The sequence below is a fragment of the Candidatus Competibacter phosphatis genome (genome assembly GCF_012939995.1).
In the GTDB taxonomy this organism is placed as follows: domain Bacteria; phylum Pseudomonadota; class Gammaproteobacteria; order Competibacterales; family Competibacteraceae; genus Competibacter; species Competibacter phosphatis.
This window is the reverse complement of the sequence record NZ_SPMZ01000016.1, coordinates 134367-152933: the sequence shown is the minus strand read 5'-3', so window position 1 is coordinate 152933 and position 18567 is coordinate 134367. Positions and strand designations below refer to the sequence as shown.

At 62.7% G+C, this 18567-nt stretch carries 18 protein-coding genes; 4 read left to right on the top strand and 14 right to left on the bottom strand.

Annotated features, from left to right (window positions below; genetic code table 11):
* Positions 1-2 precede the first annotated feature (2 nt).
* The 8 genes from E4P82_RS06180 to E4P82_RS06145 all read right to left on the bottom strand — a co-directional run bounded on the left by E4P82_RS06180 (position 3) and on the right by E4P82_RS06145 (position 10022).
* Positions 3-1706, bottom strand: coding sequence for a putative 2-aminoethylphosphonate ABC transporter permease subunit (locus E4P82_RS06180; protein ID WP_169248078.1), 1704 nt, complete (start codon positions 1704-1706; stop codon positions 3-5).
* Complete coding sequence (locus tag E4P82_RS06175; protein ID WP_169248077.1) at positions 1699-2784, bottom strand: putative 2-aminoethylphosphonate ABC transporter ATP-binding protein; 1086 nt, start codon at positions 2782-2784, stop codon at positions 1699-1701. Before E4P82_RS06175 ends, E4P82_RS06180 begins: the two co-directional genes overlap by 8 nt.
* A 102-nt stretch (positions 2785-2886) precedes the next feature.
* Complete coding sequence (locus E4P82_RS06170) at positions 2887-3891, bottom strand: putative 2-aminoethylphosphonate ABC transporter substrate-binding protein (protein WP_246327403.1); 1005 nt, start codon at positions 3889-3891, stop codon at positions 2887-2889.
* Positions 3892-4055: 164 nt separating this feature from the next.
* Positions 4056-5294 carry an NAD(P)/FAD-dependent oxidoreductase gene (locus E4P82_RS06165; RefSeq protein ID WP_169248075.1) on the bottom strand — a complete coding sequence of 413 codons (1239 nt, stop codon included), beginning with the start codon at positions 5292-5294 and terminating at the stop codon, positions 4056-4058.
* A complete protein-coding gene (pbfA, locus tag E4P82_RS06160; protein ID WP_420887067.1) occupies positions 5291-6700 on the bottom strand; it encodes a (R)-1-hydroxy-2-aminoethylphosphonate ammonia-lyase in 1410 nt (469 codons plus the stop codon). The genes E4P82_RS06165 and pbfA overlap by 4 nt, the downstream gene beginning before the upstream one ends.
* A complete protein-coding gene (phnX, locus tag E4P82_RS06155) occupies positions 6700-7530 on the bottom strand; it encodes a phosphonoacetaldehyde hydrolase (RefSeq protein ID WP_169248074.1) in 831 nt (276 codons plus the stop codon). The genes pbfA and phnX overlap by 1 nt, the downstream gene beginning before the upstream one ends.
* Positions 7531-7553: 23 nt before the next feature.
* Positions 7554-8702, bottom strand: a complete 1149-nt coding sequence (locus tag E4P82_RS06150) for a 2-aminoethylphosphonate--pyruvate transaminase (protein ID WP_169248073.1) — start codon at positions 8700-8702, stop codon at positions 7554-7556.
* A gap of 120 nt (positions 8703-8822) precedes the next feature.
* On the bottom strand, positions 8823-10022 hold the full coding sequence (locus tag E4P82_RS06145; protein WP_169248072.1) for a VWA domain-containing protein: 1200 nt from the start codon (positions 10020-10022) through the stop codon (positions 8823-8825).
* Between the two features lie 63 nt (positions 10023-10085).
* Between E4P82_RS06145 and E4P82_RS06140 the strand changes: the two genes are divergently transcribed.
* The 3 genes from E4P82_RS06140 (at position 10086) to E4P82_RS06130 (ending at position 11720) form a co-directional block, all read left to right on the top strand.
* Positions 10086-10652, top strand: a complete 567-nt coding sequence (locus E4P82_RS06140) for an NUDIX hydrolase (RefSeq protein ID WP_169248071.1) — start codon at positions 10086-10088, stop codon at positions 10650-10652.
* Between the two features lie 23 nt (positions 10653-10675).
* Complete coding sequence (locus tag E4P82_RS06135) at positions 10676-10876, top strand: hypothetical protein (RefSeq protein WP_169248070.1); 201 nt, start codon at positions 10676-10678, stop codon at positions 10874-10876.
* 109 nt (positions 10877-10985) lie between these two features.
* A complete protein-coding gene (locus E4P82_RS06130; RefSeq protein WP_169248069.1) occupies positions 10986-11720 on the top strand; it encodes a hypothetical protein in 735 nt (244 codons plus the stop codon).
* Positions 11721-11785: 65 nt separating this feature from the next.
* On the opposite strand, the gene E4P82_RS06125 is transcribed toward E4P82_RS06130, so the two are convergent.
* Entirely contained in the window at positions 11786-12949 is a 1164-nt protein-coding gene (locus tag E4P82_RS06125) for a 3-phosphoglycerate dehydrogenase family protein (protein ID WP_169248068.1), read from the bottom strand.
* A 75-nt stretch (positions 12950-13024) separates the two neighbouring features.
* Positions 13025-14104 (bottom strand): 3-phosphoserine/phosphohydroxythreonine transaminase, encoded by a 1080-nt coding sequence (gene serC, locus E4P82_RS06120; RefSeq protein WP_169248067.1) that lies wholly within the window; start codon positions 14102-14104, stop codon positions 13025-13027.
* A 146-nt stretch (positions 14105-14250) separates the two neighbouring features.
* Between serC and E4P82_RS06115 the strand changes: the two genes are divergently transcribed.
* A complete protein-coding gene (locus E4P82_RS06115; RefSeq protein ID WP_169248066.1) occupies positions 14251-15102 on the top strand; it encodes a DMT family transporter in 852 nt (283 codons plus the stop codon).
* A 70-nt stretch (positions 15103-15172) separates the two neighbouring features.
* Here the strand turns inward: E4P82_RS06115 and E4P82_RS06110 are convergent, their stop codons facing one another.
* From E4P82_RS06110 to sufD, 4 genes are read right to left on the bottom strand one after another with little or no spacing between them, the layout of a single operon-like run.
* Positions 15173-15517 (bottom strand): SUF system Fe-S cluster assembly protein, encoded by a 345-nt coding sequence (locus tag E4P82_RS06110; protein ID WP_169248065.1) that lies wholly within the window; start codon positions 15515-15517, stop codon positions 15173-15175.
* A gap of 27 nt (positions 15518-15544) precedes the next feature.
* Positions 15545-15988 carry a Fe-S cluster assembly sulfur transfer protein SufU gene (gene sufU / locus E4P82_RS06105; protein ID WP_169248064.1) on the bottom strand — a complete coding sequence of 148 codons (444 nt, stop codon included), beginning with the start codon at positions 15986-15988 and terminating at the stop codon, positions 15545-15547.
* Positions 15988-17253, bottom strand: a complete 1266-nt coding sequence (locus E4P82_RS06100; protein ID WP_169248063.1) for a SufS family cysteine desulfurase — start codon at positions 17251-17253, stop codon at positions 15988-15990. Before E4P82_RS06100 ends, sufU begins: the two co-directional genes overlap by 1 nt.
* A gap of 1 nt (position 17254) precedes the next feature.
* Complete coding sequence (sufD, locus tag E4P82_RS06095) at positions 17255-18562, bottom strand: Fe-S cluster assembly protein SufD (RefSeq protein WP_169248062.1); 1308 nt, start codon at positions 18560-18562, stop codon at positions 17255-17257.
* Positions 18563-18567: the final 5 nt, after the last annotated feature.

The window sequence follows — 18567 nt, the reverse complement described above, 5'->3', positions numbered from 1 at the left end:
GATCAGCCGCCGCGCCGCCAACCTTGGGTCCGTCGGTGCAACCAGTGGCTCAAGGCCGTGTGCAGCAACCGCACCGCTCCGGCAGTGAGAACGATCAACATCGCCATGGCCGCCGCCGGCGCGGTGTCGCCCGCATCGTCCATGTTCAGCACCGCCACCGAAGCCAGCGTGGTGTTCGGCGAGTAGAGGAAGACCACCGCCGAGACCGTGGTCATGGCGTTGATGAAAAAGTAGATCGCGATATCCAGAATCGCCGGTAGGCACATCGGCGTGGTCACCCGCCACAGGGTCCGATAGAACGGGGTCTTGAGCGAGGCCGACACCGATTCGAACTCCGGGTCGAGCTGCTTGAGCGCGGTTAGCGCGGTGAGATGACTGACCGTGTAGAAATGCGCGATGGTGGCCAGCACCAGGATGGCCATGCTGCCGTACAGAAAATTCAATGGATTGCCGGGTGCATTGAAAAAGAAGATATAGGCCAACCCCAGCACCATGCCCGGCACCGCCATGGGAATCAGCGCCAGCAGATGGGTGGCCGTCCGCAACGGTTGCGCTACCCGAGCCTTCTCCACCAGATAGGCCCCGGCAAAAACAATCATGCTCCCGAAGAACGCCGTATACAGCGCCAGACGGATCGAGTTGCCATAAGATGCCCAACTGCCGCCGTCAGCGGCGCTGAAGTCATAGTGACTCAGGGTCAAACTGAGATTGTAGGGCCACAACTTGGCCAGCGAGGCAAAGGCCGCCATGCCTAGAATGCCCAGGATCATCGCCGCCACAACGCTCACCAGCCCGAGCAGCACCAGGTCACGGGCTGACCGGGGCTTGGGACGATAAGGCACCGCACGGCTGGATACGGCGGAACTCTGCCGGGTCTGCGCCCAGCGTTCCACGAAGAAAGCCACCACCGCCGGCAACAGCAGAACCAAGGAGACGACCGCGCCCATCTGGAAGTTCTGCTGCCCCACCACCTGCTTGTAGATATCGGTGGCCAGCATGTTGAACTGGCCGCCGATCACCTTGGGCACGCCAAAGTCAGTGATGACCAGGGTAAACACCACGAAAGTCGCGCTGATCAGACCATAGCGCGCACCCGGCAGCGTCACGGTGGTGAAGGTCCGCCAGCGACTGGCGCCCAGTGACTCCGATGCTTCGTACAGCCGGGCGTCGGCGGTGGACAGGGCGGTGATCAGGATGATCAGGGCATGGGGAAAGGTCCAGAACACCGAGCCCATGACGATGCCGATCGGTCCATAGATGCTTTCCCCGAACAGCCAGTCTTTCAACGCGCCTTGATTGCCGAACAAATAGATCAGGGCGATGGCCGACAACAAGGACGGGGCCAGCAGCGGGGCCATCGCCACCAGCCGGAAAAAACCCTTGAAGGGAATGCAACCACGGGTCAGGGCATAGGCGTAACCGAAAGCCAGGGCAATGACGATCAGGGTGGCCAGCACCGAGACCCACAGGCTGTTGCCGATGGCGCCGGACAAGGCAGGATTGGTGAAGTAATGGGCAAAGTTGCTCAGACCGACAAACGCGCCTTCGCGATCCTGCACGCTTTTCGCCAGCATGATGACCAGCGGAACCAGCAAGGTGACGGCCAGATACAGCGCCAGCGCCAGCAAGCCGCCGCCCATCAGCCACTCGTCGCGGCCGAGTCGCGGCCGGACGCGCGGCGCGGTCATCACCACCGTGTCAGCCATGGGGATACCCATCGGGGAACAGGCGGATGTGTTCGGCCGGAATGTGAAAGTGCGTGGAATCGCGCGGGTGCAAGTTCAATTCACGCGCCTGCTGACTGGGCAATTGCGCCCGTAGCCGATGCTCGCCCAATTCTCCGCCGCCCAGACTCAACCAGAAGAACGGTCCCATGAACTCAAGATCTTGCACTTCGGCGTGGAAACTGTTGGCGTGGCCATTGGTGCGTCCGGTGCAGACGACATCCTCGGGACGCACGGCGGCCTGTACCGCCGTGCCCGGCGCAAAGCCATTGACCTTGCAGGCCAGTCGCGCTTGCCCCAGTTGAATTTCGCCCTGTTGCACCAGCAGCGCGGGCAATAGATTCATGGCGCCAATGAATTCGGCGACGAACAGGGAAGCCGGTTGGTGATAAATCTCCAAGGGGGTACCGACCTGCTCGATCTTGCCGGCCCGCATGACCACGATGCGATCCGCCATGCTGATGGCTTCTTCCTGATCGTGGGTGATCATGATGGTGGTGATGCCCAGTCGCCGTTGCAGCGCCTTGATCTCATCGCGCAGATAAACTCGCACCTTGGCGTCCAGCGCCGACAGCGGTTCATCCAGCAGCAGCAAACCGGGAGACACGGCCAGCGCTCGGGCCAGCGCCACCCGTTGTTGCTGGCCACCGGAGAGTTGCGAGGGATATTTGTTCCCGCTGTCGGGCAAGCCGATCAGCTCCAGCAATTCCTGGACCCGTTGCCGAATCGCGGCCTTGGGTTGTTTGCGATTCTCCAGGCCATAGGCAATGTTGCGGGCCACCGTGAGGTTCTGGAACAGCGCGTAGGATTGAAACACGATGCCGAAATCGCGTTGCGCCGGCGGCAGCGCGGAAATATCGCGGCCATCCTGTTCCACCGTGCCGTGAGTTTGGATGTCCAACCCGGAAATGGCCCGCAGCAGGGTGGTCTTGCCGCAGCCGGAGGGACCCAGGAAACAGACGAACTCACCCTGGTGAATATCGATACTGACATCGTCCAGCGCGGTGAAATCACCAAAGCGTTTGGTGAGATTGCGGATGCGGAGATAAGGCGTGGTCATGGGCGATATCCTGATGGCATGGATTCCTCTCTCCCGCTGGGAGAGAGGTCAGGAGTGAGGGCGTTCGTGCCGCGAGTCGCGCCCCGACGGTGACGAACCGGCTTATTTCTTCGGCTCCGACTTGCTGTCGTAGCGCTTGCTCCACTCGGCCAGAATCGCCTCACGATGCTTAGCAGCCCACTGGAAGTCGTTCTTGATCATCTTCTTGGCGATATCGGGCGGGAAGTTGGGCACTGGCTTGGCCACGCCGGGCATGGCCACCACCGCGTAGCCTTCGTTGTACATTTCGTTGGCCTTGAGCGTCACCGACCAGTCCGCCAGCTTTTTCGCCGCATCCAGTTTCTTGGTGTTTTTGGTGATGGCGAATGCCTCCAAATCCCAGCCCACGCCTTCGCTGGGGGCGATCACCTCGACCGGCGCGCCTTTGGTTTTCTCCTGGGCGCCGCGATAGGCGAAAGAGATACCGACCGGCACTTCACCGGCGGCGGCCATCTTGCAGGGCTTGGAGCCGGAATGCGTATATTGGGCGATGTTCTCGTGCAGACCATCCATGAACTTCCAACCCTTGTCTTCGCCCCACATTTGCAGCCAGGCCGACACGTCGAGGAAACCGGTACCCGAGGAGTTCGGATTCGGCATGATCACATGGCCCTTGAAGGCCGGTTGGGTCAGATCCTGCCAAGAAGTGGGTTTGGGTAGCTTGAGCTTTTCGGCTTCGACCGTGTTGAAGCACAGGGAGGCGATCCAGGCGCGTTGCCCGACCCAGACCGGTGGCTTGGCGCTATCCACGTACGTGGGATCAAGCTTGTCCACACCCTTCGGTGCATACGGTTGGAAATAGCCTTCGTCGGCCAGCAACTTGAGGCTGGTCGCCGCCAATCCCCAGACCACGTCGGCTTTGGGGTTGGCTTTCTCGGCCAGCAGTTTGGCGGTGATGATGCCGGTGGAATCGCGCACCCATTGGATGTCGAGATCGGGATAGTCGGTTTCGATGGCTTTCTTGAAAGCCGCCAGTTCGTCGGCCTCGACGGCGGTGTAAACCAGTAGTTCGGTCTTGGCTTGGGCCAAGCCGGTCACACCGGCCGCGACGACGGCGCACAACAACAATCGAACGAACTTAGTCTTGTTCACCGGGGCACCTTTGTGTATTGAAATCAAGACAGAAATGACGGACGAGCGTAGACTGGCTCGCATGATTTTTTTCAATTTAACAAGGCGCTATTGCTGTTTGGTGACAAGCCGGATTGGCTGGAGAAACGGTTTGATCGATGCTAACCGGAGGTCTTGCTCGAACGAGCCTGTTCACAGCGCTGACGGAAGGCTGGACTCAACGGATCGACCGGACCGAAACGTTCGATCCGGAACGGCGTCAGATCGAACGGACTGGGGAGTCCGGCGGCCAGCCGGGCCACGCCCAGCCCGACACCGCCAGCGGCGGCGATCCCGGCACCCGAACAGCCGGTGGCGGCCAAAAATCCTTGCAGACCCGATGCGGGTCCCAGCGCGAACAAACCATCCGGGGTATAGGTGGACAAGCCACTGATGTGGCTGGCTATCTTCAGTTGGTCCAGTGCCGGCAGGAACCGGCGCAGTCGCGGCGCTCCTTCTTCCAGCGACGACCAGCCGCCTTCCTCGCCCAGCGCGAAGCCGCTCAATTCGTCGGGCAACTGGCACGGGTCGAAACTGATCGACTGACGTTCCCGCAACCCGAACAACAAACCACCCAGTTCCGGGCGACTGTAGGCGCTGGCGTCCGGCATGATGACCATGGGATGGTCGCGGGGAAACAGCGGATCGGGCGCGGTGATCCAATATTGACTGCGCACTGGCGCCATCGGCAGACCGATGCCGATGCGCGCCGCCAGCACATTGGCCCAGGCACCGGCGGCATCGACCACGCAGCCGGCATAAATCACCCCCTGGTCCGTCACGACCCCGGTAATGCGTTCGCCCTGCTGGCGAAGATCGCGAACGGCGATCCGTTGCCGCAACGACGCCCCATACATCCTGGCGGCACGGGCGTAGGCCATCGCCAAGCGGTATGGATCGACGAAGGCGTCTTCGGCCATGAACGTGGCGGCGGCGACCGCTTCGGGATTCAACCAAGGCACTCGCCGACTCGCTTCGTCCGCTGACACCCACTCCACGCGAAAGCCTGCCTGTTCGGCCACGATAACCAGTTCCCGCAATTCCCGCACGCGCGTTTCGCTGGCCGCCAGATGCAGGCTACCGACCTGGCGCAAGTCCAGCGATTCGCCGAGTTCCATCTCCAGCAAGGCGATATCGGCGTAGGTTTGGGCGATCAGCGGCATCAGCGCGGTCTTGGCGCGAGCCCGTGTCAGCAACGCGGCGGCGCGACTGGTAGCGGCGGTGGCCAAGGCATTGCGTTCCAGCAGCAGCACCCGACCCGCCTCCAGGCGGGCATAGTGATAGGCAATGCTCAGACCGAACACACCGCCGCCGATAATGACCAGATCGGCATGCTGGGTCGGCGGGGAGCTCGTGCTCATGACGGCGGTGGCCAATCCCGCTCGGTTTCGGCGATACAGCTTTCCAGAATATCCAAGGCCGTATCCATCTCGGCGCGGCTAATCACCAGCGGCGGGCTCAAGGTCAACACGTTGCCGAGACTGAGCTTGAAACTCAAGCCGCGCGCCAGCGCCCGATACAGCACCGCTTCGGCGGCCTCGTGGGCGGGCGCCTTGGTGGCGCGATCCGCAACCAGTTCCACACCGAGCAACAAGCCGCGCCCCCGTACGTCGCCGATCGAGGGATGGCGCGTTTGCATGTCCCGCAACCGGTTCAGCGCGTGCTCGCCCTGTCGCCGGGCGTTTTCCACCAGATTTTCTTCTTCGATGATATCCAGCGTGGTCAGCGCCGCCCTGGCCAGCACCGGATTTTTCTCATGGGTATAGTGACCGAAGGCCCAATCCTGTCCCACGTCCAGTTCCGGCCGGCACACGGTCGCGGCCAACGGCAGCACACCGCCGCCCAGCGCCTTGCCCAGCACCAGAATATCCGGCACGACCTCCTCGTGTTCACAGGCGAACAGACGGCCGGTTTTGCCCAACCCGGTGGGAATTTCGTCGAAAATCAGCAGGGTGCCGCAAGCGTCGCAGGCCTCGCGCACGATCCGCCAGAAACCGGGAGGCGGAAGGGTGGGTACGGCGCGGGCCGGTTCGGCGATCACGGCGGCGACATCGCCTTCCCGTTCCAGCACGTAGCGCACCAGCTCGGCGCAGCTCAGCCGACAACGCTCCAGATCGGGTTGTCCCCGCTCGTCGCAGGGATGACCGTAGGGGCAGCGGTAGCAGGTGAATGGCGGCAGATGCTCGGTCCCAGCCAGCAACGGTCCGATCGGGCCGGACCGGAACAGTGCCTCGCCGCCGACGCTGGCCGCGCCGAAACCGGCGCCATGAAAGGCGTCCCAGAATGATAGGGTCTTGAAACGGCCGGTGGCGGCGCGGGCGATCTTCAGGGCAATTTCCACCGCGTCGGAACCGCCGGTGGCGAACAACACTTTTTCCAGGCCCGGCGGGCTGATCTGGCTCAGACGTCGCGCCAGATCGACCGCCGGTTCGCAGGTGAAGCGGCGCGGCGCGAACGAGAGTTCGTCCAGTTGCGCCTTGATGGCCGCCAGCAGGCGGGGATGACCGTAACCGAGGTGGTGAACGCTGTTGCCGTGGAAATCCAGATAACGACGACCGGCGCTGTCTTCGATCCAGCAGCCTTCGGCGCGGCGAATGGCCGTCAGGCAAGGCGTGGATACCGACTGCCGGAGAAAATACCGCGCATCCTCGTCCAGCAAGCGGCGGCCTTCCTCGTCCAGGTAACGTGCTTGCCATGCGGTTCGCTGGGACGTCGTATTGATCTCGCTTTCGCCCGGCGGTGGGGCAACTTGCGAGATTCGTCGGATCACGGTCGCTCGCCGCGCGCCAAGCGCGCTTCGATGATGTCCAGGCAGCTCGGCAGATCGGCGATGGTGTCGATCACGTAATGCGCGCCGCCGCCGAGCAAGCGCTGGCGGGCTCGGGTGCGACGCCGACCCTGCTCAAGCTGCGGTAATGCCCGCCAGTCGGCCAGCGTCAGCCCAATCTCGTTGCCGCTGATGGCGATGCCGACCGTCCACATGCCCGCATTCAAGCCTTCCTCGATACCGGGCACGGTATCATCCACCTTGACGCAGGACTGTACCGCTTCCACGCCCAGCTCGATGACGTTCTTAAGGCTCATGCAGGGATACGGTCGGCCGCGTGGCACTTCGGTGGCGCAGACCGTGCTGTCCGGCATGTACCTCTGTTCGGCGGCGGCGAGCAGCAGCGGTTCCATCATCTCGCGACTGTAACCGGTATTGGCGCCGATGCGGATACCGCGCTCGCGCAGCGCGGCGACGGTTTCGCGGCAACCGGGAATCAACTGCGCATGATCGCGGATGGCGGCCAATTGCAACGGCACGAAGGTTTCGTACAACCGGTCCACGTCGACCGCGTTTGGTTCCCGGCCATGGCGTTCGCGCCAACGAGCCGCGATGGCCGGCGTCTGACACAATTGGCGAATGTGCTCGCGCTTTTCCAAGCCCATCGGTCCGCGCGCCTCGGCGGCGCTGATCGTGACCTCCTGTTCGGCGAACAGGCGCACGAAGGCCGCCACCGGCGCCAAGGAACCATAATCCACCGTGGTGCCGGCCCAATCCAGAATGACGGCCTGAATCGGACCGCGATAGGAGCGCTGATAGTGAAAGTACATGAGGGTGCTTGCTCCGCGATGGCTCAGAATTCCGGCTTATCGAGATCTTCCGGTCGAGGCGCACCGTCCGGGATGTCCAACTCGTCCAACGCGGCGCGCACGGCGGCCAGCACGCCGCGCATCTGCTCTTCGAACAACTGACCGATGCAGCCGATGCGGAAACTATCCACCTGGGTCAGCTTGCCGGGATAGATGATGAAGCCGTGCTGTTTGATCAAGTCATAAAAGCGTCCGAATTCGAAATTCGGATGGCCGGGGGCGTGAAAGGTGACGATGATCGGCGACAGCCAACGGTCGGCCAGCAGGGTATGAAAACCCATCGCGCGCATGCCCGCGACCAGCACCGTTTCGTTATGGACGTAGCGCGCCAGCCGACCGGCGGCCCCGCCTTCGGCCGCATGTTGTTCCAGGGCACTGGCAAAGGCGGCCACCACATGAGTCGGTGGGGTGAAGCGCCACTGGCCGCTGCGCTCCAGGTAGGTCCATTGATCGTACAAATCCAGGCTCAGGGAATGGGCGTTGCCGACACATTGTTCCAGTGCCTTGCGACGCAACAGGGCGAAGCCGAAACCGGGCACGCCCTCGAAGCATTTGTTGGCCGAGGACACCAGCCCGTCGAAGGGCAATTCGCGGGCATCGATCGGTAAGGCGCCGAAGGAACTCATCGCGTCCACGAACAATCGCCGCCCTTGCCGCCAGGTCACTTCGGCGATGGCTTCCAGCGGGTTGAGAATGCCCGAAGAGGTTTCGCAATGCACCGCCGCCACATGGCTGATCTCGGGATCGGCGGCCAGTATCACCTCCACCCGTTCGGGCGGTGGCGGCAGATAGTCGCCCATGTCCAGCGTTTCGAAGTCGCGACCCAGATATTGGAGAATGCGCGCCATGCGCTGACCGTAGGCGCCGTTCATCAACACCAGGGTCTTGCCGTCCCAAGGCAACAGGGTCGCCAAGGCCGCTTCCACCGCGTAAGTGCCGCTACCTTGCAAAGGCACGCAGACGTGGGTTTCCTCGGCGCGCGCCACTTCCAGGAGCCGGCGGCAAACGCCAGCGGTCAGTTCGTTGAAATCGCTGTCCCAGGAGCCCCAATCGCGCAGCATGGCGGACTTGGTGGCCAGTGAGGTGGTCAGTGGACCGGGAGTCAGCAGGTAGGGTTCACGAGATCTGTTCATGGGGATGGGCGTTCGATGGTCGAATCGGTATCATCCCCAATGCCTGTTATGGTTTGATGAAAACCGGCATACCTTTCACGCGAAGGTCCATCCTGCTTCTCAACGCAACCGACAGGGTTTTCACGAACCGCCGGCGGCACGACCCGCCGTGACGATGCCGCGCGCCGCCGCCCATTGAGCGAGATCGCGCCGCGCGACGGCGGCGGCCATCAGATCGGGAAACTGATCCGGCGTACAGGCGAACGCCGGTGCGCCCATTCCGGCCAGCGTGCCGGCAATGCCGTGATCGTAGGCGGGAGCACCCTGGTCGGACAGCGCCAGCAGCACGATCAGATTGACCCCGGCGGCGATCAGACTGGCGGCGCGTTTGAACAGTTGCTGGCGATCCCCACCTTCGTATAGATCGCTGATCAGCACTAGAATGGTGTCGTTGGGCGCGCGCACCAATCCCTGACAGTAACCCAACGCCTGCTGGATATCGGTTCCACCGCCCAATTGGGTGCCGAACAGCACCTCGACCGGATCGGCCAACTGCTCGGTGAGATCCACCACGGCGGTATCGAACACCACCAGCGAAGTGCGTACCGACCGGATCGACGCCATGACCGCCGCCATGATGCCGGCATAAACCACCGAGGCGGCCATCGACCCGCTCTGATCCACACAAAGAATGATGTCGCGCAGGGCGGCGGCACGGCGGCCGAACCCGATCCGGGTAGCGGGGATGACGGTGCGATACGCGGGCTGGTAATGGCGCAGGTTGGCGCGAATGGTGCGATCCCAGTCAATCTCGTTGTGACGGGGCCGGCGGTTGCGGGTGCCGCGGTTGAGGCTACCGGTAATCGCCTGCCGCAAGGGATTGGCCAGCTTGCGCTCCAGCTCGGCGACCACCCGGCGCACCACCAACCGGGCGGTATCGCGGACCTTGGCCGGCATGACGCCGCGCAGCGCCAGCAGGGTGGCGACCAGATGCACGTCCGGCTCGACCGCCGCCAGCATCTCCGGTTCCAGCAGCATGTGTTGTACGCCATGGCGATCCAGGGCGTCTTTCTGCAACACCCGCACCACCGAGCTCGGAAAGTAGCGGCGGATGTCGCCCAGCCAGCGGGCGATCTTGGGCGCGGACCCGCCCAGTCCGCCCGCGCGCTCCTCGTCGTAGAGATTTTCCAGACAGCGATCCATGCCGAGATCGGCCCCCGCCAACGCACAGCCGATGCCATCGGCCGCGCCGCCACCGAGAATCAGCCGCCAGCGGCGCTGGCGCTCGTCACCGGACCCGGATTCACCGGTGGATGAGGCATCGAAAGATAGGGTTTTCATACTGGAAATGGTCAAATAATCTGTTGTCGGAATCAAGAACCCGTTGAGCAAGGAGCCCGTTCCATGAAATTCTGTAGTCAATGCGGCGCCCCGGTCATCCTGCGCGTCCCCTCGGGCGATAACCGGCCCCGGCATATCTGCGATACCTGCGACACCATCCACTATCAGAATCCGAAAATCGTCGCCGGCTGCGTTCCCGAATGGGGCGACCGGATCTTGCTGTGCCGGCGAGCCATCGAACCTCGCTACGGGTTGTGGACCCTGCCGGCGGGGTTCATGGAAAACGGCGAATCGGCGGTGGCGGCGGCGGCGCGCGAGACCTGGGAAGAGGCCAACGCCGTGATCGAAAACCTGACCCTGTACGGTCTATACTCTTTAACTCATGTCAATCAGGTTTATCTGATGTTTCGCGGCCAAATCAAGGACGGCGCGGCCAGTCCCGGCGAGGAAAGTCTGGAGGTCGGATTGTTCGCCGAGGAAGAGATTCCCTGGGAGCAACTCGCTTTTACCGTGGTCCACGAAACCTTGCGTCAGTACTTCACCGAGCGGCGGACCGGCGTGTTTCATTCCCATGTCGGCGACATCATCCGCGAAGCCGACAACCGGTTTCGCGTCCATCGCTACTATTGAATGCCAAGCCCGGAGGAACACTCATGAAACCCTATCTCATCGTCGTGGAAGAACCAAGTTCCGACCAACTGATCGATGTAGCGCTCATCGAGGCCGAGAGCGAACAAGAGGCGGAAACCCAGGCCCAGCGGCTTTTTCCCAACTTGCCCGATCAGGATCTGTGCGTGTACGACGTCCATGAGTTGAACCACGACCATCCCGACGGTTGGACTTATCGGGATTGAACAAGTATCCGCCGCGCCACCGCTCGTTGGTCCGCGCGGTGGATCGAGAAAACCCCTTCGGAGCCCCACCGCGTGGAAACAAGTCGCCCCCCCCCAGCTCGACGAAGCCATGCTCGCCGGCATGTCGCATGTCCTCAAGGAAGAAGATCTGTTGGCGAAAACCTGGAGCGCTCAAGATCGCGCCGAGCATGCACTGAGCGTTCGGGAAAGCGTCGAGCAGACCGGTAACCTGCGCCAACGCCTGGGAAGGCTGCGCGCGCGGACCGACAGCGTCTGGGAGCGGTTCGTCACCCTGACACTGGAGCGGGCGCTGTCCGGGCAACTCCGTCAGTTTCTCGATGAAATCGACCTGGAAACGCAGGAATCGAGCCAGCAATTGGTAGAATTGGATTGCGAGATCGACCGATTGCGGGCTCGCGTGCAGGAACGGCGGCGGTGCTTGGAAGAAAAGATCACGGTGTTGGAACCGCTGGCGCACCGCACGTCCACTCAGAACCATCTCAGCATGATGCTGGCCCGGGTGGAGGGTTTGGAAGCCTATTTATCGGGCAAGCAAGACGCGGCGCCGGAAGCCGGTGAAACCCATGACAAGCGCCAAACCAACGTATCCAGCGATCTGCTGTATCTACGGGTGCGGCTGCTGACGACCCGCATCGCCATTTTCGCGTCCAGCCGCGGCAAGCAGATCAGTGACTGTGATACCGAACTGGTCTCCCTGCTGCCCGAGATCGAACGGCTCAAGGCTGATTTCGCCGTGTTGGCCGCCCGGATCGACAGCATGAACGAGCTGTCCCGTTACTGGCTGGCGTATCTCGATATCGCGGTCCCGGAACGGGAGCCGTAAAACCGGGAGTTCGGGGAACCGGCTGGAAACCCTGTCCCCCGAACCCTGAATCCGCCGAATCCTTTCTACAAGACCCGCACGCTCAACACGCCCTGAACACCGGCGATCTGCGCCATCACCTCGGCCGACACCGTGCTGTCGGTATCCACCAGGGTGCAGGCGATTTCGCCGCGCGACTTGTTGAGCATGTCCATGATGTTGATGCCCGCTCCGGAAATCGCCTTGGAAATGCGCTCGATCATGTGCGGGACGTTGGCATTGACGATCGCCAGGCGTGGGCCGCCGTTGCGCGGCATGGTGACTTCCGGGAAATTCACCGAGTTGTGAATCGTGCCGTTTTCCAGATAGTCGCGCACCTGATCAGCCACCATGATGGCGCAGTTCTCCTCGGCCTCCGCCGTGGAAGCGCCCAGATGGGGCAACATGATGACGCGTGGATGATCCTTCAGTCGGCTGGTGGGGAAATCGCAGACATAGGTCTTGAGCTTGCCGGCTTGCAGCGCCTCGAACAACGCTTCTTCGTCCACCACCCCCTCGCGCGAGAAGTTCAGCACGGTCAATCCCGGCCGGATGTTTTTCAGGAACTGGGCGTTGATCAGGTGGCGGGTGGCATCGTTCAGCGGGACGTGCAGGGTGACGAAATCGGCCTGCGCGGCCATTTCATTGACGCTCAGCACCTGCTCGACCTGCGCGGAGAGCTGCCAGGCGTTGCTAACGGTGATATGTGGGTCGTAACCGATTACCCGCATCCCCAGCGCGCGGGCGGCGTTGGCGACCCTGACGCCGATGGCGCCCAAACCGATCACGCCCAGGGTACGGTTGGGCAGTTCGGTGCCGACGAACTGCTTCTTGCCGGATTCGACCTGCTTGGACAGTTCGGCGTCGTTGCCTTGCAGCTTGCGGGTATAGTCCCAGGCGGTGCAGATGTTGCGCGCCGACAGCAACATACCGGCGATGACCAGTTCCTTGACGGCATTGGCGTTGGCACCGGGCGCATTGAACACGCAAATGCCCTTGGCGGTCATCTGGGGCACGGGGATGTTGTTGACACCGGCGCCGGCCCGGCCCACCGCCTTGAGGCTGGCGGGAATGGTCCAGTCGTGCATCTTGAAGGAACGCAGCAGCACGGCGTCGGGATTTTGGATTTCCGAGGCGATCTCGTAACGGTCGCGCGGGAGGCGTTCCAGGCCGGAAACGCTGATGTTGTTGAGGGTCAGGATTTTGTACATGGACGGGTAACCATTCGCCTGAAAAAAGAACACCCCGGACGCGAGCGTCCGGGGCGGGTTCGCAAAGAAAGTCGTCTAGCCGCGCCGTTTCTGGAAATCGGCCATGAAGTCCACCAGCGCCTTGACGCCTTCCAGCGGCACGGCGTTGTAAATGCTGGCGCGCATTCCGCCGACCGAACGATGGCCAGCCAGGGTCACTAGACCGGCGCTCTTGGCTTCGGCCAGAAATGGTTTGTCCAGCGCTGCGTCGGGCAGGATGAACGGCACGTTCATCCAGGACCGGTAGGCCGGATCGACCGGGTTCCTGTAGAAACCCGATTCGTCGATGGCCTTGTACAGCAACTCGGCCTTGGCCTTATTGCGCTCGCCCATGGCCTTCAGCCCGCCTTGCGCCTTCAGCCACTGGAACACCAGCCCGGCGATGTACCAGGCATAGGTCGGCGGAGTGTTGTACATCGACCCTTCCTTAGCCATCGCGGCGTAGTCGAGCATGGTCGGCGTGCCGGCCACGGTCTGGCCCATCAAATCCTCGCGGACGATGACGATGGTCAGGCCGGCGGGGCCGATGTTCTTCTGCGCGCCTGCGTAGATGACGCCGAATTGGCTCACGTCCAGCGGCCGCGACAGCAGGGTGGAGGAAAAGTCCGCCGCCAGCGGTACGCCGACCTCGGGAACCTGGTGCATCTCGACGCCGCCAATGGTCTCGTTCGGCGTGTAGTGCAGGTAAGCGGCTTCCGGGTCGCACTTCCAGTCGGCGCGGGCCGGAACGGTGGTGAAGTTAACCGCCTCCGAACTGCCGACCACGTTGACCTGACAGAATTTCTTGGCTTCGGAAATCGCCTTCTTCGACCACTGCCCGGTGTTCAGATAGTCGGCCTTGGTCTTGCCGCGCAGCAGGTTCATCGGCACCATGGCGAACTGGCTGGACGCGCCGCCTTGCAGGAACAGCACCTTGTAGCCGGCGGGAATGTTCAACAGCTCGCGCAGATCGGCCTCGGCCTGTTCGGCGATGGAGACGAACTCCTTGCCGCGATGGCTCATTTCCATCACCGACATGCCGGAACCGCGCCAGTCGAGCATTTCGGCCTTGGCCTGTTCCAGAACCGCCTCGGGCAGCATGGCGGGACCTGCGCTAAAGTTGTATGGGCGTGGCATTTTGGACATCCTTCGTGACCGCACTGAAATGTGGCGCATAGTAGCAGAAACGCCCTTTTCGGATAATGGCTAAAGTCGCCACGGCGCAAGCCGCATCGACTCCGGCGCCTTCCAACGACCCGCCACCCGCGAAACCAAAATCTTTCATGAAACGCATCTATCCGTTTCTATTCGTCTTTTTGTGGAGCACCGGCTTTATCGGCGCCCGGTTCGGCTTGCCGTTCTCCGAGCCATTGTCCTTTCTACTGATCCGCTATCTTTGCGTCATCGTCCTGATGACCACGATTGCCGTGCTGAGCCGCGCGCCGTGGCCGCAACAGCCCAGCCAATGGTGGCATATCGGCATATCCGGATTGTTGATTCACGCCATTTATCTGGGGGGCGTATTTCTATCGATCAAGCACGGTTTGCCGGCGGGTATCAGCGCGTTGGTGGTCGGCATGCAGCCGCTGCTGACCGCCGCCAGCGCCGGTTGGCTGCTTGGAGAACGCGTCAACGCGCGGCAGTGGGCCGGGCTGACGCTGGGGTTCATCGGGCTGGCGCTGGTGGTTTCCGGCAAGCTCGGCGTCGGCGCCGAACTCGGGCCGATGCTCATCCCGGCTTTGGTGGCGTTACTGGGGATTACCGCCGGGACGCTGTATCAGAAGCGATTTTGCACCGGCTTCGATCTACGCACCGGCTCGGTCATTCAATTCGGCTCAAGCGCCATCGTCACCGCCGTCGCCATCGCCCTGTTCACGGAATTCCAGATCACTTGGACCGGCCAGTTCGTATTCGCGCTCGGCTGGTTGGTGCTGGTACTGTCCATTGGCGCAATCAGTTTGTTGAACCTGCTCATTCACAGCGGCAGCGCCGTGAATGTCGCCAGCCTGTTTTATCTGACACCTCTGAGTACCGCGCTGATCGCCTGGTTCGCGTTCGGCGAAACGCTCCCCCCACTCTCCCTGGTCGGCATGGTGTTGGCGGTGGGGGGCGTCTATCTGGTCGTCAGGCGGTAGAGAACGCCCATCCATGGATGGGCGGGCGGTCCGCGCCGCGTGGGCATGGGGTTCGAAGCATCGTTCCCCATCACACCATGTTCAGTTCCAGCTTGGCGCGCATGGACATCCGCGCCGGCGTCCACGGCGGCTCCCAGACCAGTTCGACCTTGACCGACTCCAGCCCGGAAGCATGGCGGGCGGCGTTTTCCACCCATTCCGGCATCGAGCCGGCGACCGGACACCCCGGAGCGGTCAGCGTCATCTGAATGTCGGCGTGATTGCCCAGCGGATCGACGTTCAGATCGTAGATCAAACCCAGGTCGTAGACGTTGACCGGAATCTCGGGATCGTAAACGGTCTTCAGCGCCTCGATGATCCGGGCTTCCAGCTCGCCAGCGTCCGGCAGATCCGGGGATGTGGGAATTGCGCTCATGTTCACGCCTCCTGAAAGGGGAAAGGATTACTCGGTCGCCACCGCTTCCTTGCGTTGTTCCAGGGCGGCGCGCACGGCATGCCAAGCGAGGGTGGCGCACTTGACCCGGCTCGGATAGTCGCGCACCCCGGCCAGCACGCCGAGCTTGCCCAACCCGCGCGGACATTCGCAGTCGGTGGTCACCACATTGTGGAAGGCTTCGAACAGATGTTCGATGTCCTTGACCGGCTTGCCCTTGAGCGCTTCGGTCATCAACGAGGCCGAGGCGCTGGAAATGGCGCAGCCGGCACCTTGAAAGGCGATGTCCTTGATCACCCCATCCTCGATATCCAGAAAGACGCTGATCCGATCGCCGCACAAGGGGTTGACGCCGTCGGCCTTATGGGTCGGTTGCGGCAGAACCCGAAAATTGCGAGGCCGCTTGTTGTGATCCAGGATCACTTCCTGGTAGAGATCGCGTAAGTCGCTCATTACTCGAACAACTCCTTGACTTTCCAAAGGGCCGCGACCAGGGCATCCACCTCGTCGCGGGTGTTGTAGACAGCGAACGACGCCCGCGCGGTGGCGGGCACGCCGTAGCGCTGCATGACCGGCTGGGCGCAGTGATGGCCGGCGCGGATGGCGACCCCCTCGCGGTCGAGGATGGTGCCGATATCGTGAGGATGAATCCCCTGCATGGTGAACGCCGCCAACGCCGCCTTGTCGCGGGCCGTGCCCATGATCTTCAGGCCGGGAATCTCGTTCAAACGAGGCGTGGCGTATTCCAGCAGGTCGTGCTCGTGCGCGGCGACCGCGTCCAGGCCAATGGCGTTCAGCCAATCCAGCGCCGCGCCCAGCCCGATCACCCCGGCGATGTTGGGAGTGCCGGCCTCGAACTTGTTGGGCAGATCGGCGTATTCGGTTTTTTCGAAAGTCACCATCTGGATCATGTCGCCGCCACCCTGATACGGCGGCATCGCCTCCAGCAGTGCCTTCTTGCCGTAAAGCACCCCGACCCCGCTCGGCCCGTAGATCTTATGGCTGGAAAAGGCATAGAACTCGCAATCCAGTTCCCGCACGTCCACCGCCAGATGCGGAACCGATTGCGCGCCGTCCACCAGCACCGGGATGCCGCGGGCATGCGCCAATTCGATCAGGGTCTTGACCGGATTGATGGTGCCGAGGGCATTGGACAGGTGCACGAATGCCACCAGCTTGACCCGCCCACTGTCCAGCAGCCGTTCATACTCTTCCAGAATCAACTCGCCGGCATCGGTGAACGGCACGACTTTCAAGGTCGCGCCGCTGCGTTCGCACAGCAGTTGCCAGGGCACGATATTGGAGTGGTGCTCCATGCCGGTGATGACGATTTCGTCGCCGGCCCCGATCCGCTGGCTGCCGAAACTGCTGGCCACCAGGTTGATGCTTTCGGTGGCGTTGCGGGTGAAGATGATCTCTTGGACGCTGGCGGCGTTCAGAAAAGCCCGCACCTTTTCCCGTGCGCCTTCGTAGGCGCTGGTGGAGCGTTCCGACAGCAGATGGACACCGCGATGGATGTTGGCGTAATAGCCGCCGTAACACTCGCCGATGGCGTCGATCACCGCCTTGGGTTTCTGCACCGAAGCGGCGTTGTCCAAATAGACCAGCGGCTTGCCGTGGACCCGTTGGCGCAAAATGGGAAAATCGGCGCGGATGCGGGCAAGATCCAGCTCCGACGCGGCAACCGGGGCGGCGGAAAGCGCGAGCGGGGCATTCATGTCACTGTTCCTCGATGTTGCCCAACGCCAGACAGTCGGCCAGGGAACTGGCCAATCGTTCGCGCAGGGGCGTTAGCTGAATCCGGTTGAGGCTGTCGTTGGCGAAAGCATGCACCAGCAGGGTCCGTGCCTGCTCGGCGGGAATGCCGCGAGCGCGCAGGTAGAACAAGGCATCGGGATTCAGAAAGCCGGTGGTGGAACCATGGCCGCATTTGACATCGTCAGCCAGAATTTCCAAGCGCGGGTTGGCATTGGCCCGAGCCTGCTTGGACAGCAACAGGTTGCGATTGCTCTGGCGGGCATCGGTCTTCTGGGCGTGCGGGCGGACGTGGATCATGCCGTCGAACACCGAACGCGCCTGACCGTCCAGCACGCTCTTGAACAGTTGTTCGCTGCTGCCATGCGGCTGAGCGTGCTCGACCCGGACATGGTAATCGCCCATTTGCCGGTCGTGCGCCAGAATCAGGCCGTTGAGAACGCAACTGGCGCCCTCGCCGTCCAACAACGTATCCAGGTCGGTGCGCGCCAGTTGGCCGCCGAACGACACCAGATGCAGATTTGCCTGACTGTCGCGACCCTGGCGGACCCGGACACCGCCGAGATGAAACGCTTGCGACGCTTCTTCCTGGACCTGGTGGTAGTGCAGCACCGCACCCGCGCCCAGTTGCAATTCGGCGACCGGCGCATTCAGATAGCGGCCCTTGCCGCGATACTCGACCACCACCGTCGCCTGGGCGCCGTCTTCCAGCACCAGCAGCAGACGCGGATAAACGGCGATGTCGTCGCCGGTGGCATGGAAGATCAAATGCAGCGGCGTTTCCGCCACGGTTGTCCGTGGCAGATACACGAACGCGCCGTCTTCCCAGAACGCGGTGTTGAGCGCGGCGAACGGGTGTTGGCTCAGGCCCGGCAGCCGTTCCAAATGCGGCTCGATCCGTTCGGGATGGGTCAGCAGGGCCTGGCCGAGGCTGGCGATCAAGGCTTGGCCGGGCAATTCCCGCAACCGCGACAAACCCGGCGCGAAACGACCGTTGACGAAGGTCAGTCGGTGCACCGGCAGGTCGAGCGTCGGCAAGACTCCGGCATCGACCAGCGCGTCGGCGGGCCGCTGCAAGTCGATCTGGGCGAGCGCGCCCAGATCGGCGAGGCGCCACGCTTCCTGCTGGCGGGTCGGCCAGCCCAGGCTGGCGAACCGGTCGAGCCCCTCGCGGCGCAAGCGGGCGATGGCGTCCGGCTCGCGGCGACCCGCCGCAAACGCGGCGAACTGCTGGCGGAACGGATTCTGAACGACAGGGGCGACGCTACTCATGGCCG